The organism is Rhizobium sp. YIM 134829 (assembly GCF_046546455.1).
Map to the genome: position 1 here is coordinate 882,102 of NZ_JBKHKI010000001.1, position 17,929 is coordinate 900,030.

14 protein-coding genes and 1 pseudogene are annotated in these 17,929 nt (G+C 64.9%); 7 read left to right on the forward strand and 8 right to left on the reverse strand.

Annotation, left to right across the window (positions count from 1 at the left end):
- Window positions 1-20 precede the first annotated feature (20 nt).
- From ACLE20_RS04280 to ACLE20_RS04290, 3 genes and pseudogenes are all read left to right on the forward strand, one after another.
- Window positions 21-824, forward strand: a complete 804-nt coding sequence (locus tag ACLE20_RS04280) for an SDR family oxidoreductase (RefSeq protein ID WP_410938979.1) — start codon at window positions 21-23, stop codon at window positions 822-824.
- A 182-nt stretch (window positions 825-1,006) separates the two neighbouring features.
- The gene (locus tag ACLE20_RS04285; RefSeq protein WP_410938980.1) at window positions 1,007-2,620 is read left to right on the forward strand and encodes an LTA synthase family protein; all 1,614 of its coding nucleotides are present in this window, start codon (window positions 1,007-1,009) and stop codon (window positions 2,618-2,620) included.
- 19 nt (window positions 2,621-2,639) lie between these two features.
- Window positions 2,640-3,948 (forward strand): annotated as a pseudogene (locus ACLE20_RS04290) (capsule biosynthesis protein).
- Here ACLE20_RS04290 and ACLE20_RS04295 read toward each other — a convergent pair.
- The 5 genes from ACLE20_RS04295 to ACLE20_RS04315 all read right to left on the reverse strand — a co-directional run bounded on the left by ACLE20_RS04295 (window position 3,918) and on the right by ACLE20_RS04315 (window position 9,568).
- Window positions 3,918-4,925: an SIS domain-containing protein gene (locus ACLE20_RS04295; protein WP_410938981.1), complete on the reverse strand. Its 1,008-nt coding sequence runs from the start codon at window positions 4,923-4,925 to the stop codon at window positions 3,918-3,920. The pseudogene ACLE20_RS04290 and the gene ACLE20_RS04295 sit on opposite strands and share 31 nt — an antisense overlap.
- Window positions 4,926-5,068: 143 nt before the next feature.
- Window positions 5,069-5,557, reverse strand: coding sequence for an RrF2 family transcriptional regulator (locus ACLE20_RS04300; protein ID WP_410938982.1), 489 nt, complete (start codon window positions 5,555-5,557; stop codon window positions 5,069-5,071).
- A 188-nt stretch (window positions 5,558-5,745) separates the two neighbouring features.
- The gene (locus tag ACLE20_RS04305; protein ID WP_410938983.1) at window positions 5,746-5,949 is read right to left on the reverse strand and encodes a hypothetical protein; all 204 of its coding nucleotides are present in this window, start codon (window positions 5,947-5,949) and stop codon (window positions 5,746-5,748) included.
- Window positions 5,950-6,568: 619 nt separating this feature from the next.
- The gene (secD, locus tag ACLE20_RS04310; RefSeq protein ID WP_410938984.1) at window positions 6,569-9,106 is read right to left on the reverse strand and encodes a protein translocase subunit SecD; all 2,538 of its coding nucleotides are present in this window, start codon (window positions 9,104-9,106) and stop codon (window positions 6,569-6,571) included.
- A gap of 96 nt (window positions 9,107-9,202) precedes the next feature.
- On the reverse strand, window positions 9,203-9,568 hold the full coding sequence (locus tag ACLE20_RS04315; protein ID WP_410938985.1) for a hypothetical protein: 366 nt from the start codon (window positions 9,566-9,568) through the stop codon (window positions 9,203-9,205).
- A gap of 521 nt (window positions 9,569-10,089) precedes the next feature.
- On the opposite strand from ACLE20_RS04315, the gene ACLE20_RS04320 reads away from it, so the two are divergent.
- Window positions 10,090-11,178 (forward strand): hypothetical protein, encoded by a 1,089-nt coding sequence (locus tag ACLE20_RS04320; protein WP_410938986.1) that lies wholly within the window; start codon window positions 10,090-10,092, stop codon window positions 11,176-11,178.
- A 66-nt stretch (window positions 11,179-11,244) separates the two neighbouring features.
- Here ACLE20_RS04320 and ACLE20_RS04325 read toward each other — a convergent pair whose 3' ends face one another.
- The 3 genes from ACLE20_RS04325 to ACLE20_RS04335 are packed head-to-tail and all read right to left on the reverse strand — an operon-like array spanning window position 11,245 to window position 14,408.
- Window positions 11,245-12,477: a glycosyltransferase gene (locus tag ACLE20_RS04325; RefSeq protein ID WP_410938987.1), complete on the reverse strand. Its 1,233-nt coding sequence runs from the start codon at window positions 12,475-12,477 to the stop codon at window positions 11,245-11,247.
- Window positions 12,474-13,550, reverse strand: a complete 1,077-nt coding sequence (locus ACLE20_RS04330; RefSeq protein WP_410938988.1) for a radical SAM protein — start codon at window positions 13,548-13,550, stop codon at window positions 12,474-12,476. The genes ACLE20_RS04325 and ACLE20_RS04330 overlap by 4 nt, the downstream gene beginning before the upstream one ends.
- A gap of 18 nt (window positions 13,551-13,568) precedes the next feature.
- On the reverse strand, window positions 13,569-14,408 hold the full coding sequence (locus ACLE20_RS04335; RefSeq protein WP_410938989.1) for an NAD-dependent epimerase/dehydratase family protein: 840 nt from the start codon (window positions 14,406-14,408) through the stop codon (window positions 13,569-13,571).
- A 233-nt stretch (window positions 14,409-14,641) separates the two neighbouring features.
- On the opposite strand from ACLE20_RS04335, the gene ACLE20_RS04340 reads away from it, so the two are divergent.
- The 3 genes from ACLE20_RS04340 (at window position 14,642) to ACLE20_RS04350 (ending at window position 17,849) form a co-directional block, all read left to right on the forward strand.
- On the forward strand, window positions 14,642-15,862 hold the full coding sequence (locus ACLE20_RS04340; protein ID WP_410938990.1) for an FkbM family methyltransferase: 1,221 nt from the start codon (window positions 14,642-14,644) through the stop codon (window positions 15,860-15,862).
- A complete protein-coding gene (locus ACLE20_RS04345) occupies window positions 15,859-16,935 on the forward strand; it encodes an FkbM family methyltransferase (RefSeq protein ID WP_410938991.1) in 1,077 nt (358 codons plus the stop codon). The genes ACLE20_RS04340 and ACLE20_RS04345 overlap by 4 nt, the downstream gene beginning before the upstream one ends.
- 101 nt (window positions 16,936-17,036) lie before the next feature.
- Window positions 17,037-17,849, forward strand: coding sequence for a cephalosporin hydroxylase family protein (locus ACLE20_RS04350; RefSeq protein ID WP_410938992.1), 813 nt, complete (start codon window positions 17,037-17,039; stop codon window positions 17,847-17,849).
- Window positions 17,850-17,929: the final 80 nt, after the last annotated feature.

The window sequence follows — 17,929 nt, forward strand, 5'->3', positions numbered from 1 at the left end:
TCCCCGCTCGCCGCCCGCTAATGCCCCCCTCCCCGCCGCCCGGCGCCCCGCCCCATGTCATCATCACCGGCGGATCGAGCGGGATCGGCCTCGCCGTCGCCCAACTCTATGCCGCACGCGGCGCGCGCCTGTCGCTGATCGCGCGTGGACAAGAGGGACTGGACGAGGCACGTGGGAGCCTGGTCGGCGCACGGGCGGTGGCGGTGCAGAGCGCCGACGTTGCCGATGCCTCCTCGCTCCTGCCGGCGATCGCCGGCTGCGAAGCCTTGCTCGGGCCCTGCGACATTCTGGTGGCGAGCGCCGGCATCGTTGAACCCGGCCTGTTTCTCGACCAGTCTGCCGAAAGCCTGGAACGGCAGATCGCCGTCAATTTGCAGGGCTCCATGAACAGCGTGCGTGCCGTCTATCCCGGCATGGCCGCGCGTCGCTCGGGCCGCATCATGCTCGTCTCCTCCGGCGCGGCGCTCATCGGCATCCCCGGCTATGCCGCCTATTGCGCCTCGAAATCGGCCCTGCGCGGCTTTGCCGAGGCGCTTCGCTTCGAGGCCGCACCTCTGAACGTCACGATCGGCATCTGCTACCCACCGGATACGCAGACGCCGCAGCTCGCCGCCGAGCGGCGGACGCGACCGCCGGAAGCCGAGGTGATCATGGGCGCGGTCAAGCCCTGGCCGGCCGCAGCGGTCGCCGAGCGCCTTGTTGCCGCCATCGATCGGGGAACGCGCGAGGAATTCTTCTCGTCGACGCTCTGGGCGCTGGCGCGTCTGGCGCCGCTCGTCCGCCCCGCTTTGCTTGCCTGGTTTGACTGGCGGCTGCGGCGGTAAGGAACCATCCCTTCGTGCAACGCTTGTCACCCTCTGCAATTGATTCTAGATCAAGACCGATCGCGGCACCGGGTCTTCCGGCCGCGTCCGCGGCCAATCTACCACCTGTAGTTTTGGGCGGGCAGCGTTTCGATCCGCCGAGGCACGTCCGCAGCCTTCGGATGCGACCATGAGGGTATAGGTTGGCGACGATCTCGCTCCAGCTTCACGATTATCCGCTGACGCTCACGGCTGCCTGCTTCGCACTGGCGGCCACCGTCGTCGTGTTGACGGACAAGTTCGCCCTGCCGGCCCGCGAGCGACGCCTGCATACGCCGCCCGGCCGCGGCGCCTTCGGCGTCCTGCGCGATGTCATGGCACGTTTGCCGATCATCGCGCTGATCTTCACCCTGTTCTTCGCCATCTCCTGGCGCCCGCTCTATGCCGCGGCCGGCTGCATGAGCTTCTTCATCATCTTCACCGCGATCTCGCGGGCGAAATACAAGTTCATCCGCGAGCCGCTGGTCTTCTCCGATATCGCCCTGGTCGCCGACGTCTTCAAATACAAGTCGATCTTCTACGCCAATTCGCTGAACATCGTCTTCTGGATCGTCGCCTTCCTCTATGTCTTCGGCGTTTCGGCGCTTTACATGATCTTCGAGCCGAGCATTCTGCCGGGAAATGCCAGCCATTCGAAGCTGTTCTGGATCGTGGTCCTTGTGCTCTGCGCCGATCTGCCTTGGATCGCGCTGTTCTGGGGGCCGGTGAACAGGCCGGTGGCCGCACTCGTCGGGCGGCTGGTGGGCAAGCCGCAAGCCAAGGTCTCGACCGTGCGCTTCGGCACCTTTGTCTCGGTCATCTTCCACTTCATCCTCTGGCTCGGGGTGCGACGCGAGAAGGTGGTGGCGGAGATGCAGGAGGCGTTCCTCGCCGCCGTCAACGAGCTGATTGGTCATGATGCCGACAACAAGGCGCCGCTGGTCCTCGTCTGGCAGTCGGAGTCCTTCCTCGACATGCGCCATTTCGGCGTCGACACGATCCGCCTGCCGACCATCGATCGGCTGCAGCGCATGGCGACCCAATGGGGCCGGCTGTCGACCATTTTCGAGGGCGGCTATACGCTGCGCACGGAATTTGCGGTGTTAAGCGGGCTCGAGCCCGACGACCTGCATGTCGATGCAAGCTACCCTTATCTCCGCGCTCGCCACTACACCGATCTCGTCTGGCCGACCAAGCTGAAGAAGGCGGGCTTCACCACCCATTTCATCCACCCCTATGACCGCACCTTCTTCCTGCGCCACAAGGCCATGCCTTTGCTCGGATTCGAGGAGATGACCATGCTCGACAAGTTTGAGCACAATCCCTTACGCGATGGGCCCTATGTTTCCGACGCGGCGCTGACCAGGAAGGTGATCGAGGTGATCGACACCCAGACCGATTCGGCCGGCAGTTTCGTCTTCGTCGCTTCCATGGCCAATCATGGCCCCTGGGAGCCAGGACGCGTTCCCGGCATCAACGATCCCGTCGGCATCTATCTCGAGATCCTGCAGCAGTCGGACAAGGCGCTCGGTCAGCTGGTCGATCATCTGAACGCGCTCGACCGGCCGGTCTGGCTGGTCTTCTATGGCGATCACGCGCCGCTGCTCAAATCCTTCGCCGATCCCTTCCCCGATCCGCGCACCGACTATTTCATCGTGCCGCTTGCGACCGCCCGCACCGCCAAACAAGCGCCGAGCTTTCCGCGCAACGAGGCGCCCTGGAACCTGCTGCGCGCCACGTTGAAACATGCCAACATCCACAAGGACGTCACCCATTAGCGCCGGGCCTGCCGACGGAATGGCGGGGGAGCGCCGGACCTTTCTGTTTCTCGAAGGCCCCTCCTCGCCGATCTTCATGAAGATCGCCGACCGGCTGGAGGCTGCGGGCCATCGCTGCCTGCGCATCAATCTCAACCTCGGAGACCGGATCTTCTGGCGCCGCCGCGGCGGGCACGATTTTCGCGGCCGCCCTGACGCCTGGGGCGCCTATCTCGAAACCTTCCTCGCGCGCGAGCAAGTGACCGACCTGATCCTCCTCGGCGAGGAGCGGCCCTATCACCGCACGGCCTGCACCATCGCGACGGCGCGGGGCATCGCCGTCAGCATCATCGAGATGGGCTATCTGAGGCCCGATTGGCTGACGCTGGAACGCGACGGCATGTCCTCCAACTCACATTTCCCGAACGATCCCGACCAGATCCTGGCCGCCGCGGAGGGACTACCCGAGCCGGACTGGGCGCGACGCTACAGCCAGACCTTCCTGGCTGAGGCCGCCTATGACCTGCTCTACAATCTGCCCAATGCGTTTTTCTGGTTCCTCTATCCGCACTACCAGCGCCATGCGCTCTACCACCCGCTCGTCGAATATGCCGGTTGGCTGCGGCGGCTTGCCGGGGAGCGACGGGCGAAGCAGGCGGCCGTAGCGCTGATCGCCCGGCTGGAGGCGGAAAAGACCCCGCTCTTCGTCTATCCGCTGCAGCTGCAGACGGACTTCCAGCTGCGTGCCCATTCGCCCTATCGCGACCAGCAGCAGGCGATCGAGGAGATCGTCGCCTCCTTCGCTGCCCATGCCGGGCCGCATGCCCGGCTTGTCGTCAAGATCCACCCGCTCGACAATGGGCTGGTGGACTGGGCGGCAGACCTTCGCCGGCGCGCTTCGGCGCACGGGGTGGGCGAGCGGGTCTTCTTCCTCGACGGCGGCGATCTCAACCAGCTGATCGCCCGCTCGGCCGGCGTGGTCACGGTCAATTCGACCGTCGGGCTGCATGCCCTGCAGCAGCGCAAGCCGGTGAAGGTGCTGGGTGCCGCCGTGTTCGATATTGCCCGGCTGACCGACCAGCAGCCGCTCGACCGCTTCTGGCAGGCGCCGATGGTGCCGGATGCCGCGCTCTGCACAGCCTTCTTCCGGCTGATGGCGGCGACGATCCAGGTTCGTGGAAACTTCTACTCGGCGGCGGGCACCGATGCCGGCGCCGACGCCATCGCCGTACGATTGACTGCGCGAACGCTCAACGAGCCCGGCGGCTTCGTGGACCCGCCGCCCCGCAGGCGACCGGTAAAGCGCGCGCTTTGAAGCTCAGGCGACGCCGGCGCGCAGCAGGTCGTGAATGTGGAGGATGCCGGTCGGCACACCGGCCTCGTCGATGATGAAGAGCACGGTGACCTTCTGCGCCTGCATGGCCTGCATGGCGGCACTGGCCAGAAGCTTTGGCGCGATGACACGCGGCTTGCGCGACATGACATCTTCCACGGCCGTTTCCAGAAGCGAACCGGACATGTGACGGCGCAGGTCCCCGTCGGTGATGATTCCCGCAAGCTTGCCCTCGCCATCGACGATGCCGACGACGCCGAACCCCTTGGCCGACATTTCGATCACTGCCTCGCCCATGCGGCTGCCGAGCGGCAGGAGGGGGAGCGCGGCGCCGGAATGGGCAAGCTCTTCGGCGAGCGTCAGCTGCGCGCCGAGCTTGCCGCCCGGATGGAAGGTCTTGAAGTCCATGGCCGAAAAGCCGCGCCGCTCCAGGAGCGCGATCGCCAGCGCATCGCCGATCGCCAGCTGAAGGAGCGCCGAGGTGGTGGGCGCGAGCCCATGCGGACAGGATTCGGCCACCCGCGGCAGCACGAGCGCAATGGTGGAATTGCGGGCGATCAGGCTCTCGGCATTGGAGGTGATCGAGATAACCGGCACCTTGAAGCGCTGGGCATAGGCGAGCATGTTGCCGAGCTCGACCGTTTCTCCCGACCAGGAGAGCAGGATCAGCAGGTCGTCGGAGGTGATCATGCCGAGGTCGCCATGGCTCGCCTCGGTCGGATGCACGAAATAGGCGGAAGTGCCGGTGGAGGCCAAGGTCGCGGCGATCTTGCGGCCGATATGGCCACTCTTGCCGACGCCGGAAACGACGACGCGGCCCCTGCCCTGTCCAATGAGCGCCACGGCATCGACCAGCGAGCGCGAGAGGACCGGATCCGTGGCAAATGCGGTGTTCAGCGCGGTGACGCCTTCCACGCTGGTCGCGAGCGAGCGGCCGATCGACGCCAGCGCATTATCCGCTTCGGTGCTTTCGTCCATCTGTCTCAGGGCCATCGAACAGTCTCCATGCGCGGCAGCGCCGGGCAGGCGCCGTTCCTCTCCTCCGGCCCGGTCCATAGAGATGGGGTGGGCTGTCCCTTCAAGGGTAGAGGCGGCTTACCGCCGCGGCCGGCAAAGATCAATGGCAGGACGCTGGCTCAGACGACGCGCTTGACCACGGGCTCGCCGGCCTCGGCTTCGGACGGCGCCGCCGCACGGGCGGCAGCGGCTTCCGGATTGTTGACGAAATCCTCAAGCGTCATGGTGTCGAGGATATCGGCCATCGCGTCGCGCACAATGGTCATGGACCGGCGCACTTCGCAGGTTTCCGGGTCGTTGCAATCGTCGCAGATCTCGTAGGCCGTGCGGCTCGCACAGCGAATCGGGGCCAACGGCCCATCGAGCGTGCGGATGACCTGCCCAATGCGGATCTGTGAAGCGGGGCGCGAGAGCGAATAGCCGCCGCCGGGGCCCTTCTTCGACTTCAGCACGCCGGAATTGCGCAGTTCGAGCAGAATGGCGTCGAGGAATTTCTTCGGGATATTGTTGCGCGTCGCGATCTCGGTGATGAAGGCCGTTTCGCCCGGATCCAGCCGGGCCAGATCAACCAGGGCCTTCAGCCCGTATTTGCCTTTTTTCGTCAGCATCCGTTTGCTCTTTCGCCGCGCACGACCAGGACCTCGCCTGTCCTGGCATGACTTTCCACCCGTCTAGCACATCATTAGCTAGACCGACATGAATATAGGCTGAAAATGGCAAAACTTCTGTTGACAGGGCGCTAAAGCACAACCCGGCCAGCGCGTCCGCGCCGACCGGCGAGGTCCATGAGAGGGCCTTAAGCCGCGAGACCTGGACGTGAGGTCATTGCCTCGCTGGCCAGATGCGCCTCGACTGCGGCTCTCGCCTCGGCCGCGCTGCGGAAGCGACGCGCGTCCAGATCCCAGACCTGATATTTGACCGCGACGAACTTCAGCCACTCCGCATCCGGAACGACGACGCCGACCGGCTCTCCGTTGTAGTCGATGACTTGCTTGCTCATGTCACATGCTCCCACCGCACTGATCCGCGCGGTTGTCTCGAAAGGCTTGCCTGGAAATTGCTGCTGGGTGGTCCGGATCACATTCGCAGGGGCGAAAGAGTCCGACATGCGTTTCCGACGTGTCGACACGAAAGGCCGGCAGCGCCAAGGGCGAAGCCCGTCTCCTCGAAAGGGCGCAAGCCACAGAAAGTGGCGGCACGAGCAAGGTCGAACACGGCAATGTCGAACATGGCACTCTCCTTCTAGCTCAGGCCCCGACGCAGGCTGCGAGCGGGGGGGGGGGGTTGGACACGTCCTGCGGCTCATCCACAGGATTACTGAAAGCTAGTCTAGTCTACGATTCCAGTCAATTTCAAAATCGAATACCGCGCAAATTCATTTCGGTTATTTGGTCTATCTGGAATTTTCGAACGCTTTTTACTGTAGATCAATCCTGTGACAGAATTTTATCTCACGGCGCTCGTTAGCTCCGACGAACTGGCAGCTTCGATACGAGCCCGATATAGGCGCTAGAGCGGACGAAAAAAGGGCGGCCGATGGGGCCGCCCGATGAATTTTCCATGACAGGAACGGGGCGTAGTCTCCGCCTGGTGCGCAACCGGGCGAAGACGCGAGACCGTCAGCCCTTGACCGGCTGGCCGGGCCCCGCTTGCGTGGCGCGCTGCGCCTCGCGCTCGGTCCACCAGCGGCTGAGGAAGAGCAGGATCGGACCGCCAATATAGATCGACGAGGTGGTGGCGACGATGACGCCGAACACCATCGGCCAGGCGAAGGGCTTGACCGGATCACCACCCCAGATCGCCATCGGCAGCAGCGAGGCGAGAATGGCGACCGAGGTGAAGATGCATCGCATGACCACCTGGTTGATCGACATGTCGATCAGGTCCGAGAAGGGCATGGTCTTGTACTTGCGGAGATTTTCGCGCATGCGGTCATAGACCACGACCTTGTCGTTGACCGAATAGCCGATCAGCGTCAGCACGGCGGCGATGGCCGTGAGATTGAAGTCGATCTGCGTCAGCGCGAAGAAGCCGATCATCTTGGTAATGTCGAGGATCAGCGTCACGATCGCGCCGATGGCGAAATGCCACTCGAATCGCCACCAGATGTAGAAGAGGATCGCCACCATGGCGAGCCCGACGGCGAGGAACCCGGAGCGGGCGAGCTCGGTGGAAATCGTCGGGCCCACCACTTCGGTGCGCTCGAATGTGGCGCCTGGAACGGCTGCGGCCACGGCATCGCGGATGGCGTTGAGCGCCACCGTCTGCTCGGCCTCGCCGCCCGGCTGACGCTGGACGCGCACCAGGACCGACTTGCCCTGGTCGAAATCCTGCAGCGCCACTTCGCCGAGGTTCAAGCCCTCCAGCCGCTCGCGCACGACCGGCAGGTTCAGCGGCTGCTGCGAGGTGGCCTCCACCTGGATGCCGCCCACGAAGTCGATGCCGTAATTGAGGCCCGGCGTGAAGAAGAGGATGACCGAGCTGATCGACAGGAAGGCCGACATGCCGATGGCGACGAAGCGCCCGCGCATGAAGGAGAAGCTCGGCAGTGCCGGTACCTTGCCGAAGATCGAATGGATCTCGATCTTCTTCATCTTCCGGCGCACCACCATCTGCTGCATCATCAGCCGCACCACGGTGATCGAGGTGAACATGGAGATGACGATGCCGATCATCATGGTGATGGCGAAGCCGCGCACCGGGCCGGTGCCGAACAGGAAGAGCAGCAGCGTGCCGACCAGTGTGGTGACGTTGCCGTCGACGATGGTGGCATAGGCCTTGTTGAAGCCGACATCGAGCGCCTTCATCGCGCCGGCGCCATTGGCCGTTTCTTCGCGGATACGGGCGTTGATCAGGATGTTGGCATCGACTGCCATACCGATGCCGAGAATGATGCCGGCGATGCCGGGCAGCGTCAGCGTCGAGCCCAGCATGCCGAGGACGGCGATGGTCAGGATCGTGTGGAGCAGCAGGCCGAGATTGGCGATGACGCCCCAGGACGTGTAGAGCGCCAACATCATCGCACAGACGGCGATGAAGCCGGCGAGACCGGTATAGACGCCCATGCGGATCGAGTCCGAGCCGAGGTTCGGGCCGACCGAGCGTTCCTCGATGATGGTGAGCGGCGCCGGCAGCGCGCCCGAACGCAGGAGCGCCGAGAGGACGGTCGCTTCCTGGGCAGTGAAGTTGCCCGAGATCTGGCCCTGACCGCCAAGAATCGGCTCGCGGATCACCGGCGCGGTCAGAACCTTGCCGTCGAGAACGATGGCGAAGGGCTTGCCGACATTGTCGCGGGTGATTTCGGCGAACTGCCGCGCGCCCTGCGCATCGAAGGAGAAGGAGACGATCGGCTCATTGGTCTGCTGGTTGAAGCCGGCCTTGGCATCGGCCAGGCGTTCGCCGGAAATGGCGACACGGCTTTCGACCGCATATTTGCCGGGATCATTGGCACCCGGCAGGATATCGACGCCGCGCGGCGGCGTGCCGTTCGGATCGACGGTCTGATCGACCATGTGGAAGCTCATCTGCGCGGTGGAACCAAGCAGCTGGCGCAGACGGGTTGGGTCCTGCAGGCCCGGCAGCTGGACGAGGATGCGGTCGGAGCCGACGCGCTGGATCAGCGGTTCGGCAACGCCCACCTGGTCGACGCGGCGGCGGATGATCTCGAGGCTCTGGTCGACGGCGGCAGTCATGCGCTCGCTGAGGCCCGCCTCGGTCAGGCGCACGGTAATGGCATCGCCATTCTCGGCGACCTCGATATCGGAGCTGGCAGCCCCGAAGCCGAGCGGGCTGGCCGGCGCGGCCAGCTCCCGTATCTTCGGAAGCACGCGCTCACGTACGCCAGCGTCGGTCAGGGTGAGAGCGATCGAATCGCCCGCGATGCGGGCGGAGGAGACCGGCACCCGTTCGCCGCGCAGCACGCCGCGGATCTCGTCCATCAGCGTGTTGAGGCGCGCCTGGCGCAGGCCTGCGGCATCCACCTCGAGCACGAGATGCGAGCCGCCCTTGAGGTCGAGACCGAGGGTAACGGGCGGAACGGGAAGGAAGGCGGCAAAGCGGCGCTGCTGCTCGGCCGTCAGAACGTTGGGAAGCGCCGCGATGATCCCGAACAGGGTGATCGCGACATAGGCCAGCACGGCCCATTTCGAAGTGCGCATAGAGGTCAATCCAGTCTTGCAAGGCGCGGCTGAAGAGCGGCCCTGCGGGTTCGGCGTCTGACGACAGGGCAAAGACCATGCCGCCGCTGAGAAAGCTCAGCCGATGGTCGGGGGTGCTCGCGCTTCCGGCGTCGCCTGTTTCGGCGTCACAACGACGGAGTCAGGCAGGATGGCGGGACGTGCCCCGCGCTTATCCAGCGTCAGTCTGTGACCCTGCGAGACGAGGAAGGGGTCGGGACCGGCCGGCAGAGGCTTGCCATCCGTTCGATCGGCGAGAAAGCGCAGCTCGGCAGCGGGGACTGCGCGCAGCGCCTGCCGCGCCGATGGCAGCTCGATCGCCCCTGTCTCCGGCGCGGATCGGCGGCTCGCCGAGCCTTCCGCAGCGATGCGGGCGGCAACAAGCTGGGCCGAGGCGACGATCGGCATGGCGAGGACGGCGGCGAGCAGCCAGACGAGTGCCACCAGCCGTGCTGGTTCGCCTCTCCGTCCTGATCTTGCTGGTTCGCGCCTCACGGCATTCCGCCCTTTTTGCCCCGCGGGGCTTCGAAACACCGTCAGCGGCCGCGCCGCTCTTTCGGTGTCCGTTCTAAATGCGCGCCTAACAATCATCGCGCCGCATGAAAGTCAAATCACGAGGCTTATGGAGCGCGTTTGAGAAAAAACGCCGCAGGATGGGACGATCCTGCGGCGCAGAGGGACAGTCTGTCGTCGAAGCGGCCAGAGGCGGCTTGGCGATGGAAAACCCTAAGCCGAGAAGCTTTTGCGCCTTATTAAGCTGAAGGTGACAAATTTAAGCGTCGTGCACCTGCTGAGCGATGCAGCCAGCCTCGCGAAAGTTTGCGGGCTTATGGCTTGTTGCATCGTCGGGTGGCTGCGTGGCGGCCATGTCCGCACCATGGCAGGCCCCGCCCGCCCGGCGATGGTCCGATCCTCCCCACAAGCGGCCGGCGCAGCGGCGAGTGATCGATGGTTTGGAGCCCTTCATGACCAAGCTTTCCATCTGCCTTCCCATCGATGCCGACGACCCCTCGGCTGAACCGCTGATCGCGTCGCTCCTGGCCGATACCCAAGCCGAGATCGAGCTGCTCGTTTCGCCCGGCCCGGGGGTCACCCTGGAAGCTCCCGCCGATCCGCGGCTTCGCTTCGTCGCCTGGCCAGAGGGCCGTGGCGCTCAAAGCGCCTGGCGCGCCCTGGCGGAAGCCAGCACCGGCCGCTGGGTCACGCTGGTCAAGCCCGGCGATGCGCTGGAAACCGAGCTCACGACAGTGATCGACTTTCTGGAGAACAATGTCGCGGATGTGGATGCGCTCGGCTGGAACGTCTTCCAGATCGACAGCCACGACGAACCGACCCGCGCCGGCCCGGTCGCCATCCCCGTCGATTACCACATCGAGCGCCTGTCCAAGGACGGCATGCTCAAGGCCTTCTTCTATTGGGAGGGCAGCATCAACGCACCGAAGATGCCCTATGGCCTCTTCCACGGCGCCGTGCGCCGCACCGTGCTCGACGCGATCCTCTCGCTTCCCGAGGCGGATGACTGGCAGACGCTCGTTCCGCAATATGAATGGGCCGCCAGGGTCCTGCTCTTCGCCGACAATCTGGCCTTCTGCGCCCGGCCGCTCTCGGCCGTCAATGCGCGGCGTTATCAGCCTGTCAAGGACGTCAATCCGAACTGGGCTTTCCCCTTCACCGCGGCTCTCGGCCTGACGGGCGCGATCGCCGAAGTGCAGTTCCACTGCCTGCGCGAGTTCGGCTCGACCTTCACGGCGACGCAGGACTTCGTGCGCGCCTGCATGATCGACTGCATGATGGAGACCGAGCGGCCGCGCTTCGTCGAGAAAGGCAATGCCTATTTCGACGCGCTGCAGCGCTTCGACCATGTCAATCTCGCCCCGCTCTTCCGTCCGGAGTTCCGCGAGCCGACCGGCCAGGATCGGCGCCGTGGCCTGCATGGCAAGGCGCTGATGGTCGATCGCTTCATTGGCGGCGCCCGCGACGCGCGCGAATTCTACGGGGTCGTCCGCTCGATGATTGCCCCGATCGGACTGATCTGCGGCGGTACGGTCGCCTGAACCCGATCACGATCGACGACATTGAAACCCCGTCGCGGCCGCTGCGGCGGGGTTTTCCGTCTGATGTCAGAAGCGAAGCGAGGGGTCGTCCGGCAAGGCGGCGCGGAAATGCGCGAGGCTGCCTTTGGCCTCCGCACCTTCAGCCGGAAAGCGCGACAGATGCGCCCGCGCGCTACCTGCTCCCGGCCGCTCGCGCAGCTGCGTGGAAAGAAACCAGTCGGCGCCGGTCTTGCCCAGGATCTCTCGGAAGTCGATGCTGCGCCTCTCCTGCCGCATCAGATCGCGATAGAGCGCGGCAAACGCCGCGGCCGAGGCGGACGGCGTCTGGCGTGCCGCCGCCTGCATGGCGCGGGCGCCCATGGCAGACAGTTCGGCTGGATGATCCAGCATCCAATCGAGCCGACGGGCCGCATCCTCCGGGCCTCTTGCCAGCCAGCCTGTGACACCATCTTCGATGATGCAGCGTTCGGCGGGGTTGTCGAAGGCCAGCGGCACGAGGCCAAGCGACATGGCTTCGACAAGGCCGTTCTCGCCGGTACCGTAATGTTCGGGCTGGAGGAGGTAGAGGAAGATGCCGGCCCCGGAGAGGCTGGCTGCTGGGTCGGCGCTATGGCCCATGAACAGGATCCGCTCGGGATGGCGCATCGCGCGCGCCGCAGCCCTCACCGGGCCCTTAGCCTCGACGCTGCCCCAGAGCGTTACCGTCACCGCATGGTCCAGCCTGTCCACCACCTCGAAAAAGGCGGGGCTCATCTTGGCGAAATCCAGCGTGCCGAGCGAGGTGACTGCACTTGGATGACGGGACGCAGCCGGCTCACCCGGAACGCCCGCAAAGCCGAAGCCGCTGCCAATGACGGCAAGCCGCCGGGCCTGCTCTTCCGGGAGAGCGTGTACCGCCGGCTGCGCTTTCGAACAGGGAGAGGTGAAAACGAAGCGATCGACAGCGCCGATCAATTGCGCTGGAACGAAGGGCGCGAAGAGGCCGGAAATATGGCACCAGACGAGGCTGCGGACTGGCGGCAGATTGGTGCCGCAAAGGGCGGCGTAGAGGCGCGGGTGGTTCCACCACTCGATCTGCACCAGATCCGCTGCGGACGCAGCCTGGCGAAGCGACGCGGCATCCGGCTCGACGGTGATCTGCGCGCCGCTCGCCGCGATCTCATCGGCAAACCGGCGGTCGCGCGGGCTTTCCAGCAGGTAGTAGTGCCGCTCGATGCGCTCGTCGCTCGATGCACAAAGGGCGGCATGCGCCTTTCCGACGCCGCCGCCCAGATGCGCTGCAATATGCAGGACCTTCATTCGGCCGCGATGGGCGCCGGAATGCGCGTGCCGCCGGGGGCGCGCACGGCGGGATTGAGCGGCACGACCGCCCGGAAGCGCTCGAACAGCATCTCGCGGTAAGGATCAATATTGTCCGGCAGGCAGTGGGTCAGCTGGCCGCAATTGCCGCAGGTCTGGTTCTCGCAGCGCCGACCTTCCAGATGCTGGAGGCGCAGCGCATTCATCGTGTCGGAGTTCCAGATCTCCTTCAGCGACTGGGTGCGTACGTCGCCGATGATCAGCTTGCGGCCCCAATCGAGGAAGCAGGAGGAGACGAGGCCGTCTGCATTCACCGAGCAGCCGTAGAAGATATAGGGGCAGGTATCGGTATTGCCGATCTCCTGCTGATAGATGCCGGTCTGGATCTTGACCCCCGTATGCTTCTCGATGTCGAATTCCGGCCAGCAGGGGGCGAAGTTCTCGATGAAGATGCGGTCGGCATAGTCGCCGAAGGTGTCGAAGAACTCCTGCTTCTGCGCCTCGGTGATCAGCTCGCCGGGGATCTTGATCGAGATCTCGCACTGGCCCTTATTGTCGTAGAGCCATTTCACATTCTCGATGAAGGTCGGGAAATCGAAGTTGAAGCCGGTGAACTGGAGATATTGATCCTTCGTCATGCCGTCGACGGAGATGTTGATCTTGTCGATGCCGGCGGCCAGAATCGGCGCCATGCGCTCGGGGGTGATGAAGGTGCCGTTGGTGGTCGTGTCGATATATTCGACCCGGCCGCTGGCCTTGGCATAGGCGACCATGTCGGCGAAGCGCTTGTTGAGCAGCGGCTCGCCATCCTTGTACATGCGCAAGACCTTGATCGGCTTGTCGAAGGCGGCGAGGTCGTCGATCACCTTGGTGAAGACCTCATATTTCATCGCGCCCTGATAGCGGCCGGTCTCGGCGATCATGTCGCGGTGCCCGGTGGGGCAGAAGGTGCATTTGAAATTGCAGGAGCTGGCCGGATCGACGAAGACGATGAATGGCGTTTCGAGCGGAATGACCGTTTCCAGCGCGGTACGCCCATCGAGATTGATGCGGGGCTTGATTTCAGCTTTCATCGGCATGTCTCCGGCGGCCTACTGGCCTTTGGATAGGGCGTTGCAGTGACCGACGACCACCGGTGGATCGGTTGCGTTGAGCGGCGCCGTCCCGAATTCGAGCAGGTCCCGCCTGCCATAACCGTCGGCGATGCGCTCCGCGAGCTGGCGGATCGTCACCGCTACACCAGAACAGATATTGATTGCGCCAGGCTGACCAGTCTCGACCACATCGGCGATCATGGCGCCGGCCTCAGCCACATCGAGAAAGTCGCGAAGCTGCGTTCCCGCCGAAAGCTTCGCCACCTCGCCGCGCTCCAGTTGCTGGCGCAGATAGGGAACGAGCCGGCGCGGATGCTCGCCTTCGCCGAAGAGATAGAAGAGCCGGCACCAGGAAAAGCGCGTCTGGCGGCTGGCGAAATAGGCCTCGAGCGTCAGGAAGCTCGACAGCTTGCAAGCGGCATAGAGGCTGGTGGGGCCGGTCGGCGCATCGATGCCGAGCGCATCGCCCGGCAGGCGATATTCGAAACAGGTGCCGACGCCGATAACATGGCCGACACCGGCAGCGCAGGCGCCTTCCGCCAGGCGCAGCGTGCCGGCGAGGCAGGCGAGATTTTCCGGCGCATCGAGATAGCGCCCCGGCTCGACATACCAGGCGGCATGGACCACCGCGGCCTTGCCGTCCGCGGCCGCCTGCCACCAGGAAACGGATTCGGCGAAGAGATCCGGCGTTTCCAGGCACGCAGCGGCCGGCGCGGCCAGCCGGTCCGCGGAACCGGGTCGGATGACGGCAGTCACCGCATGACCGTTTTCGACCAGGCGCTTGTGGATCTGTCGGCCGACGAAACCGGTGGCGCCGGTAAGGAGGATGGGCTGCATGGCAAGGTCCGGGAAAGCTGGTGGCTGTTAGGTCGTTTCAAGGAAAGGCGCGCCGGCGCGACTGCGAATCGCCCGCGGCCCTCTCGACGAGACCACAGCCTTGCAGGGCGCGCCAGACGCAGCCCCTCGGCGACCCGCCTTCTTGCACGGCCCGCCGTGGCATGGACGGGACAAGCACAATGCTCCACCCGCCTGAACCCGCGGCGAGAGAGCCGATGGGAGGACAGCCTGTGATGCAGACAGCCAGACAGCTTGACCTTCCGGAAGGCGCCCATCGCGGCCGGCGCTTTGCCCGTTGCCCGAACGCCGAACAGTCGATCGCCCTGCTCCATGAGATCAATCGCGGCCAATGCCGTTTCGCCCCCACGCGCCCGACACGCCCACTGGTGCTCTATGGCGCCGGCAATCTCGGGCGTCTCGCCCGTGATCACCTGCGCAGCGTCGGGCTCGACTTCGCCATAGTAGTCGACCGCCAGGCGGAGCGGATTTCCGCGGAGCAGGCCTGGGCGGGCGTGCGGGTGGTGGCGCCAGATGCGGTGCCGGACAGCGTCAAGGCCGAGAGCCTGCTCGCCGTCAGCATCGCCCAGAGCGCCTATCTGCCGCTCGAACTGGAGCTGATGGCCGATGGCTGGCGGCATGTCGTGCCCTTCTACGATCTCGCGGAAAGCTTCCGCGATCGGCATCCGCTGTCGAATGGCTGGTTTGCCGAGCCGCTGGCGCCGCACGAGATCGAGGCAACCGAGACCGTTCTCGCCCGCTGGAGCGATGATCTTTCACGCGCCCACCACCTGCAATTCCTCGCCTGGCGGCGGCTGCGCGAGGAATGGACCTTCGAAGGGGCGCCGGTTTCGCAGTGCGTGCGCTTCTTCATTCCGGAAATCCTGACGCGGCTCGGCACGCGCGCCGTGCTGCTCGATGCCGGCGCCCATTACGGCAGCGTCACCGAGGCCTTCGCAGCACAGACCGACGGACGCTTTGCCGGCGTTCTCGCGCTCGAGCCGGATGATGCCAATCGCGCCGGCTATGAGCGTTTCCTCGCCACGATCGAGGCGGAGACCCGCGCCCGCATCGCGGTCAGCCCGCTGGCGCTCGACGCCCAGGCCGGCGAGCGCTGCTTCCATGCCGGGCTCGGCTATGCCTCGCAATTTTCCTCCACCGGGCGGACCATGGTGGAGACGACGACGATCGATCGTCTCTGCGGCAGCGACGGCCTGGTGCCGACCTTTATCAAGCTGCATCTGGAGGGGGCGGAACTGCCGGCGCTCAAGGGTGCCCGCCGCACGCTCGCCCGCCACCGTCCGCTGGTGGCCGCCACCGTCTACCACAATGATGACGGGCTCTACCGCACCGCCGCCTACCTCGCCGACACCCTCCCCCAAACCACCCTCCTCTTCCGCCTGCACGGCTGGTGTGGCACGGGGGCGGTGGTCTATGCTGTTCCGAATGGCTCATGATGACGGATTTTCTCGACCTTGAGGCCGAGGCGGCTCGACTGCGCGCCCGGTTTCCGAAGCCCCTGAAAGACGCCGGCCGCATCGTGCTCTATGGCGCCGGCTTTCTCGGCTCCTGGGTGGTCGGCTGGTTGAAGTCGCAGGGCATTACCCCGGTCGCGTTGATCGACGGCGATGCGCGCAAGCATGGAGAGTCGATCGACGGCGTCGAGATCCTCGATTTTGCAGCGCTCGATTCTTTGAGACCTGATCTGGTGCTGATCACCGCGCGCCACGCTGTCGGACCCGTGACGGATCGTCTTGAACGGTCCGGTCACCTCGGCGTCTCTCTCGACGCCTGGTACGTTGCCGATCAGCTTGACCGCTTTCGCGACTGTTTCGCCCAGCTGACTGACACGCGCTCCCGAGAGACCCTGCACGCCGTCCTCACCGCCATGCTCACCGGCCAGCGGGCTCACTTGTTCTCCGTCTTCGAACAGAACCAGTACTTCTGCCTGCCCCGCTTCTGCGGCGTCGAGCGAGAAGCCTATGTCGATGCGGGTGCTTATGTCGGTGATTCGATCGAACGCTTCATTTGGGCCAATGCCGGGGTTTTCTCCACCATTCACGCCTTCGAGCCCGCTGCGCGGCAGTTTGCGGCGCTGACAACGCGCCGCGATCGGCTGGTGCAGGAATGGGCGCTCGAACCCGGCCAGATCCGCCTCAATCAGGCTGGTCTGTCGAGCGGCAGCGGTCGCATGTCGGCCAGCAGCGCCAGCGGGCTTTTGCAGAGCGTGGCGCTGCAGACAAGCGCCGATGGAGAGATACCCGCCATCTCGTTGGACGCCTATCTCGAGGGCGACAGAGTTTCGCTCATCAAGGCGGATGTGGAGGGTATGGAGCTGCCTCTGCTTGCCGGAGCGGCAGAGACGATCCGACGGCATCAGCCGAAGCTCGCCATCTGCGTCTACCATTATCCGTCCGATATCCCCGACATCATGGCCGCCATCCGCTCCCTCGTGCCGGAGTACCGCTTTAGCCTGAGGCACCATTCGCCGCAGCTGATGGAGACCGTTCTCTATGCCTGGGTGGAGTGAGACGGGACCCCATCTCGCACGAACCCGGCAATTCAGCTAGTAACAGACACAGATTCGACAGCCCCCACGGTCAGCATTGTGACCTCACGAGGAGAGACTTGATGGACCCGGTAGAAGATTTCCGTCAGCGCGTTGACCGCAACATCAAAGGGATCGGCGCCGATCGTGACTTCCTCGGCCTGTCCAATATCTGGATCCGCGAATCGATCCGCCATGAATATGCGCAGAACTTCACCTGGCTGGGCCGGCCGATCATCCAGGTGCCTCAGGACAGCTATGCCATGCAGGAGCTGATCTGGGCCTGCCGTCCGGACCTGATCATTGAAACCGGCATCGCGCATGGCGGCTCGCTGGTGCTCAGCGCCTCGATGCTCGCTTTGCTCGACTATACGGATGCCGTCGCGGCCGGCGAGACCCTCGACCCGCGCGCCAGCCGGCGCAAGGTGGTCGGCGTCGATATCGACATCCGCCCGCACAACCGCGCCGGGATCGAGAGCCATCCCCTGGCCCACAAGATCCAGACCTTCCAGGGCTCCTCCGTCGATCCGGCCCTCTTTGCCGAGATCGCGGCGATCGCCAAGGACTATCAGCGCATCATGGTCTTCCTCGACTCCAACCACACGCATGAGCATGTGCTGGCCGAGCTTGAACTCTACGCGCCGCTGACCACGGCCGGCTCCTACTGCGTGGTCTGGGACACCGGTGTGGAGGACCTGCCGGACGAACTCTCCGCCAACCGCCCCTGGGGCAAGGGCGACAACCCGAAGACTGCCGTCTGGGCCTATATGAAAGCTCTCGCCGACGAAGGCCGCACAGCCTCCGACGGCGCGCCGCTTCGGTTCGAATATGACAAGACGATCGAGAACAAGCTGACGATCACGGCGTCGCCGGATGGGTTCTTGAAGAGGGTTTGAGCTGGTTCATCGCTGGTCCTCGCCTAAGCAGGCGATATCTGCGACGACCTGAGATCAGACTGAAGATAGGCGACGGATCC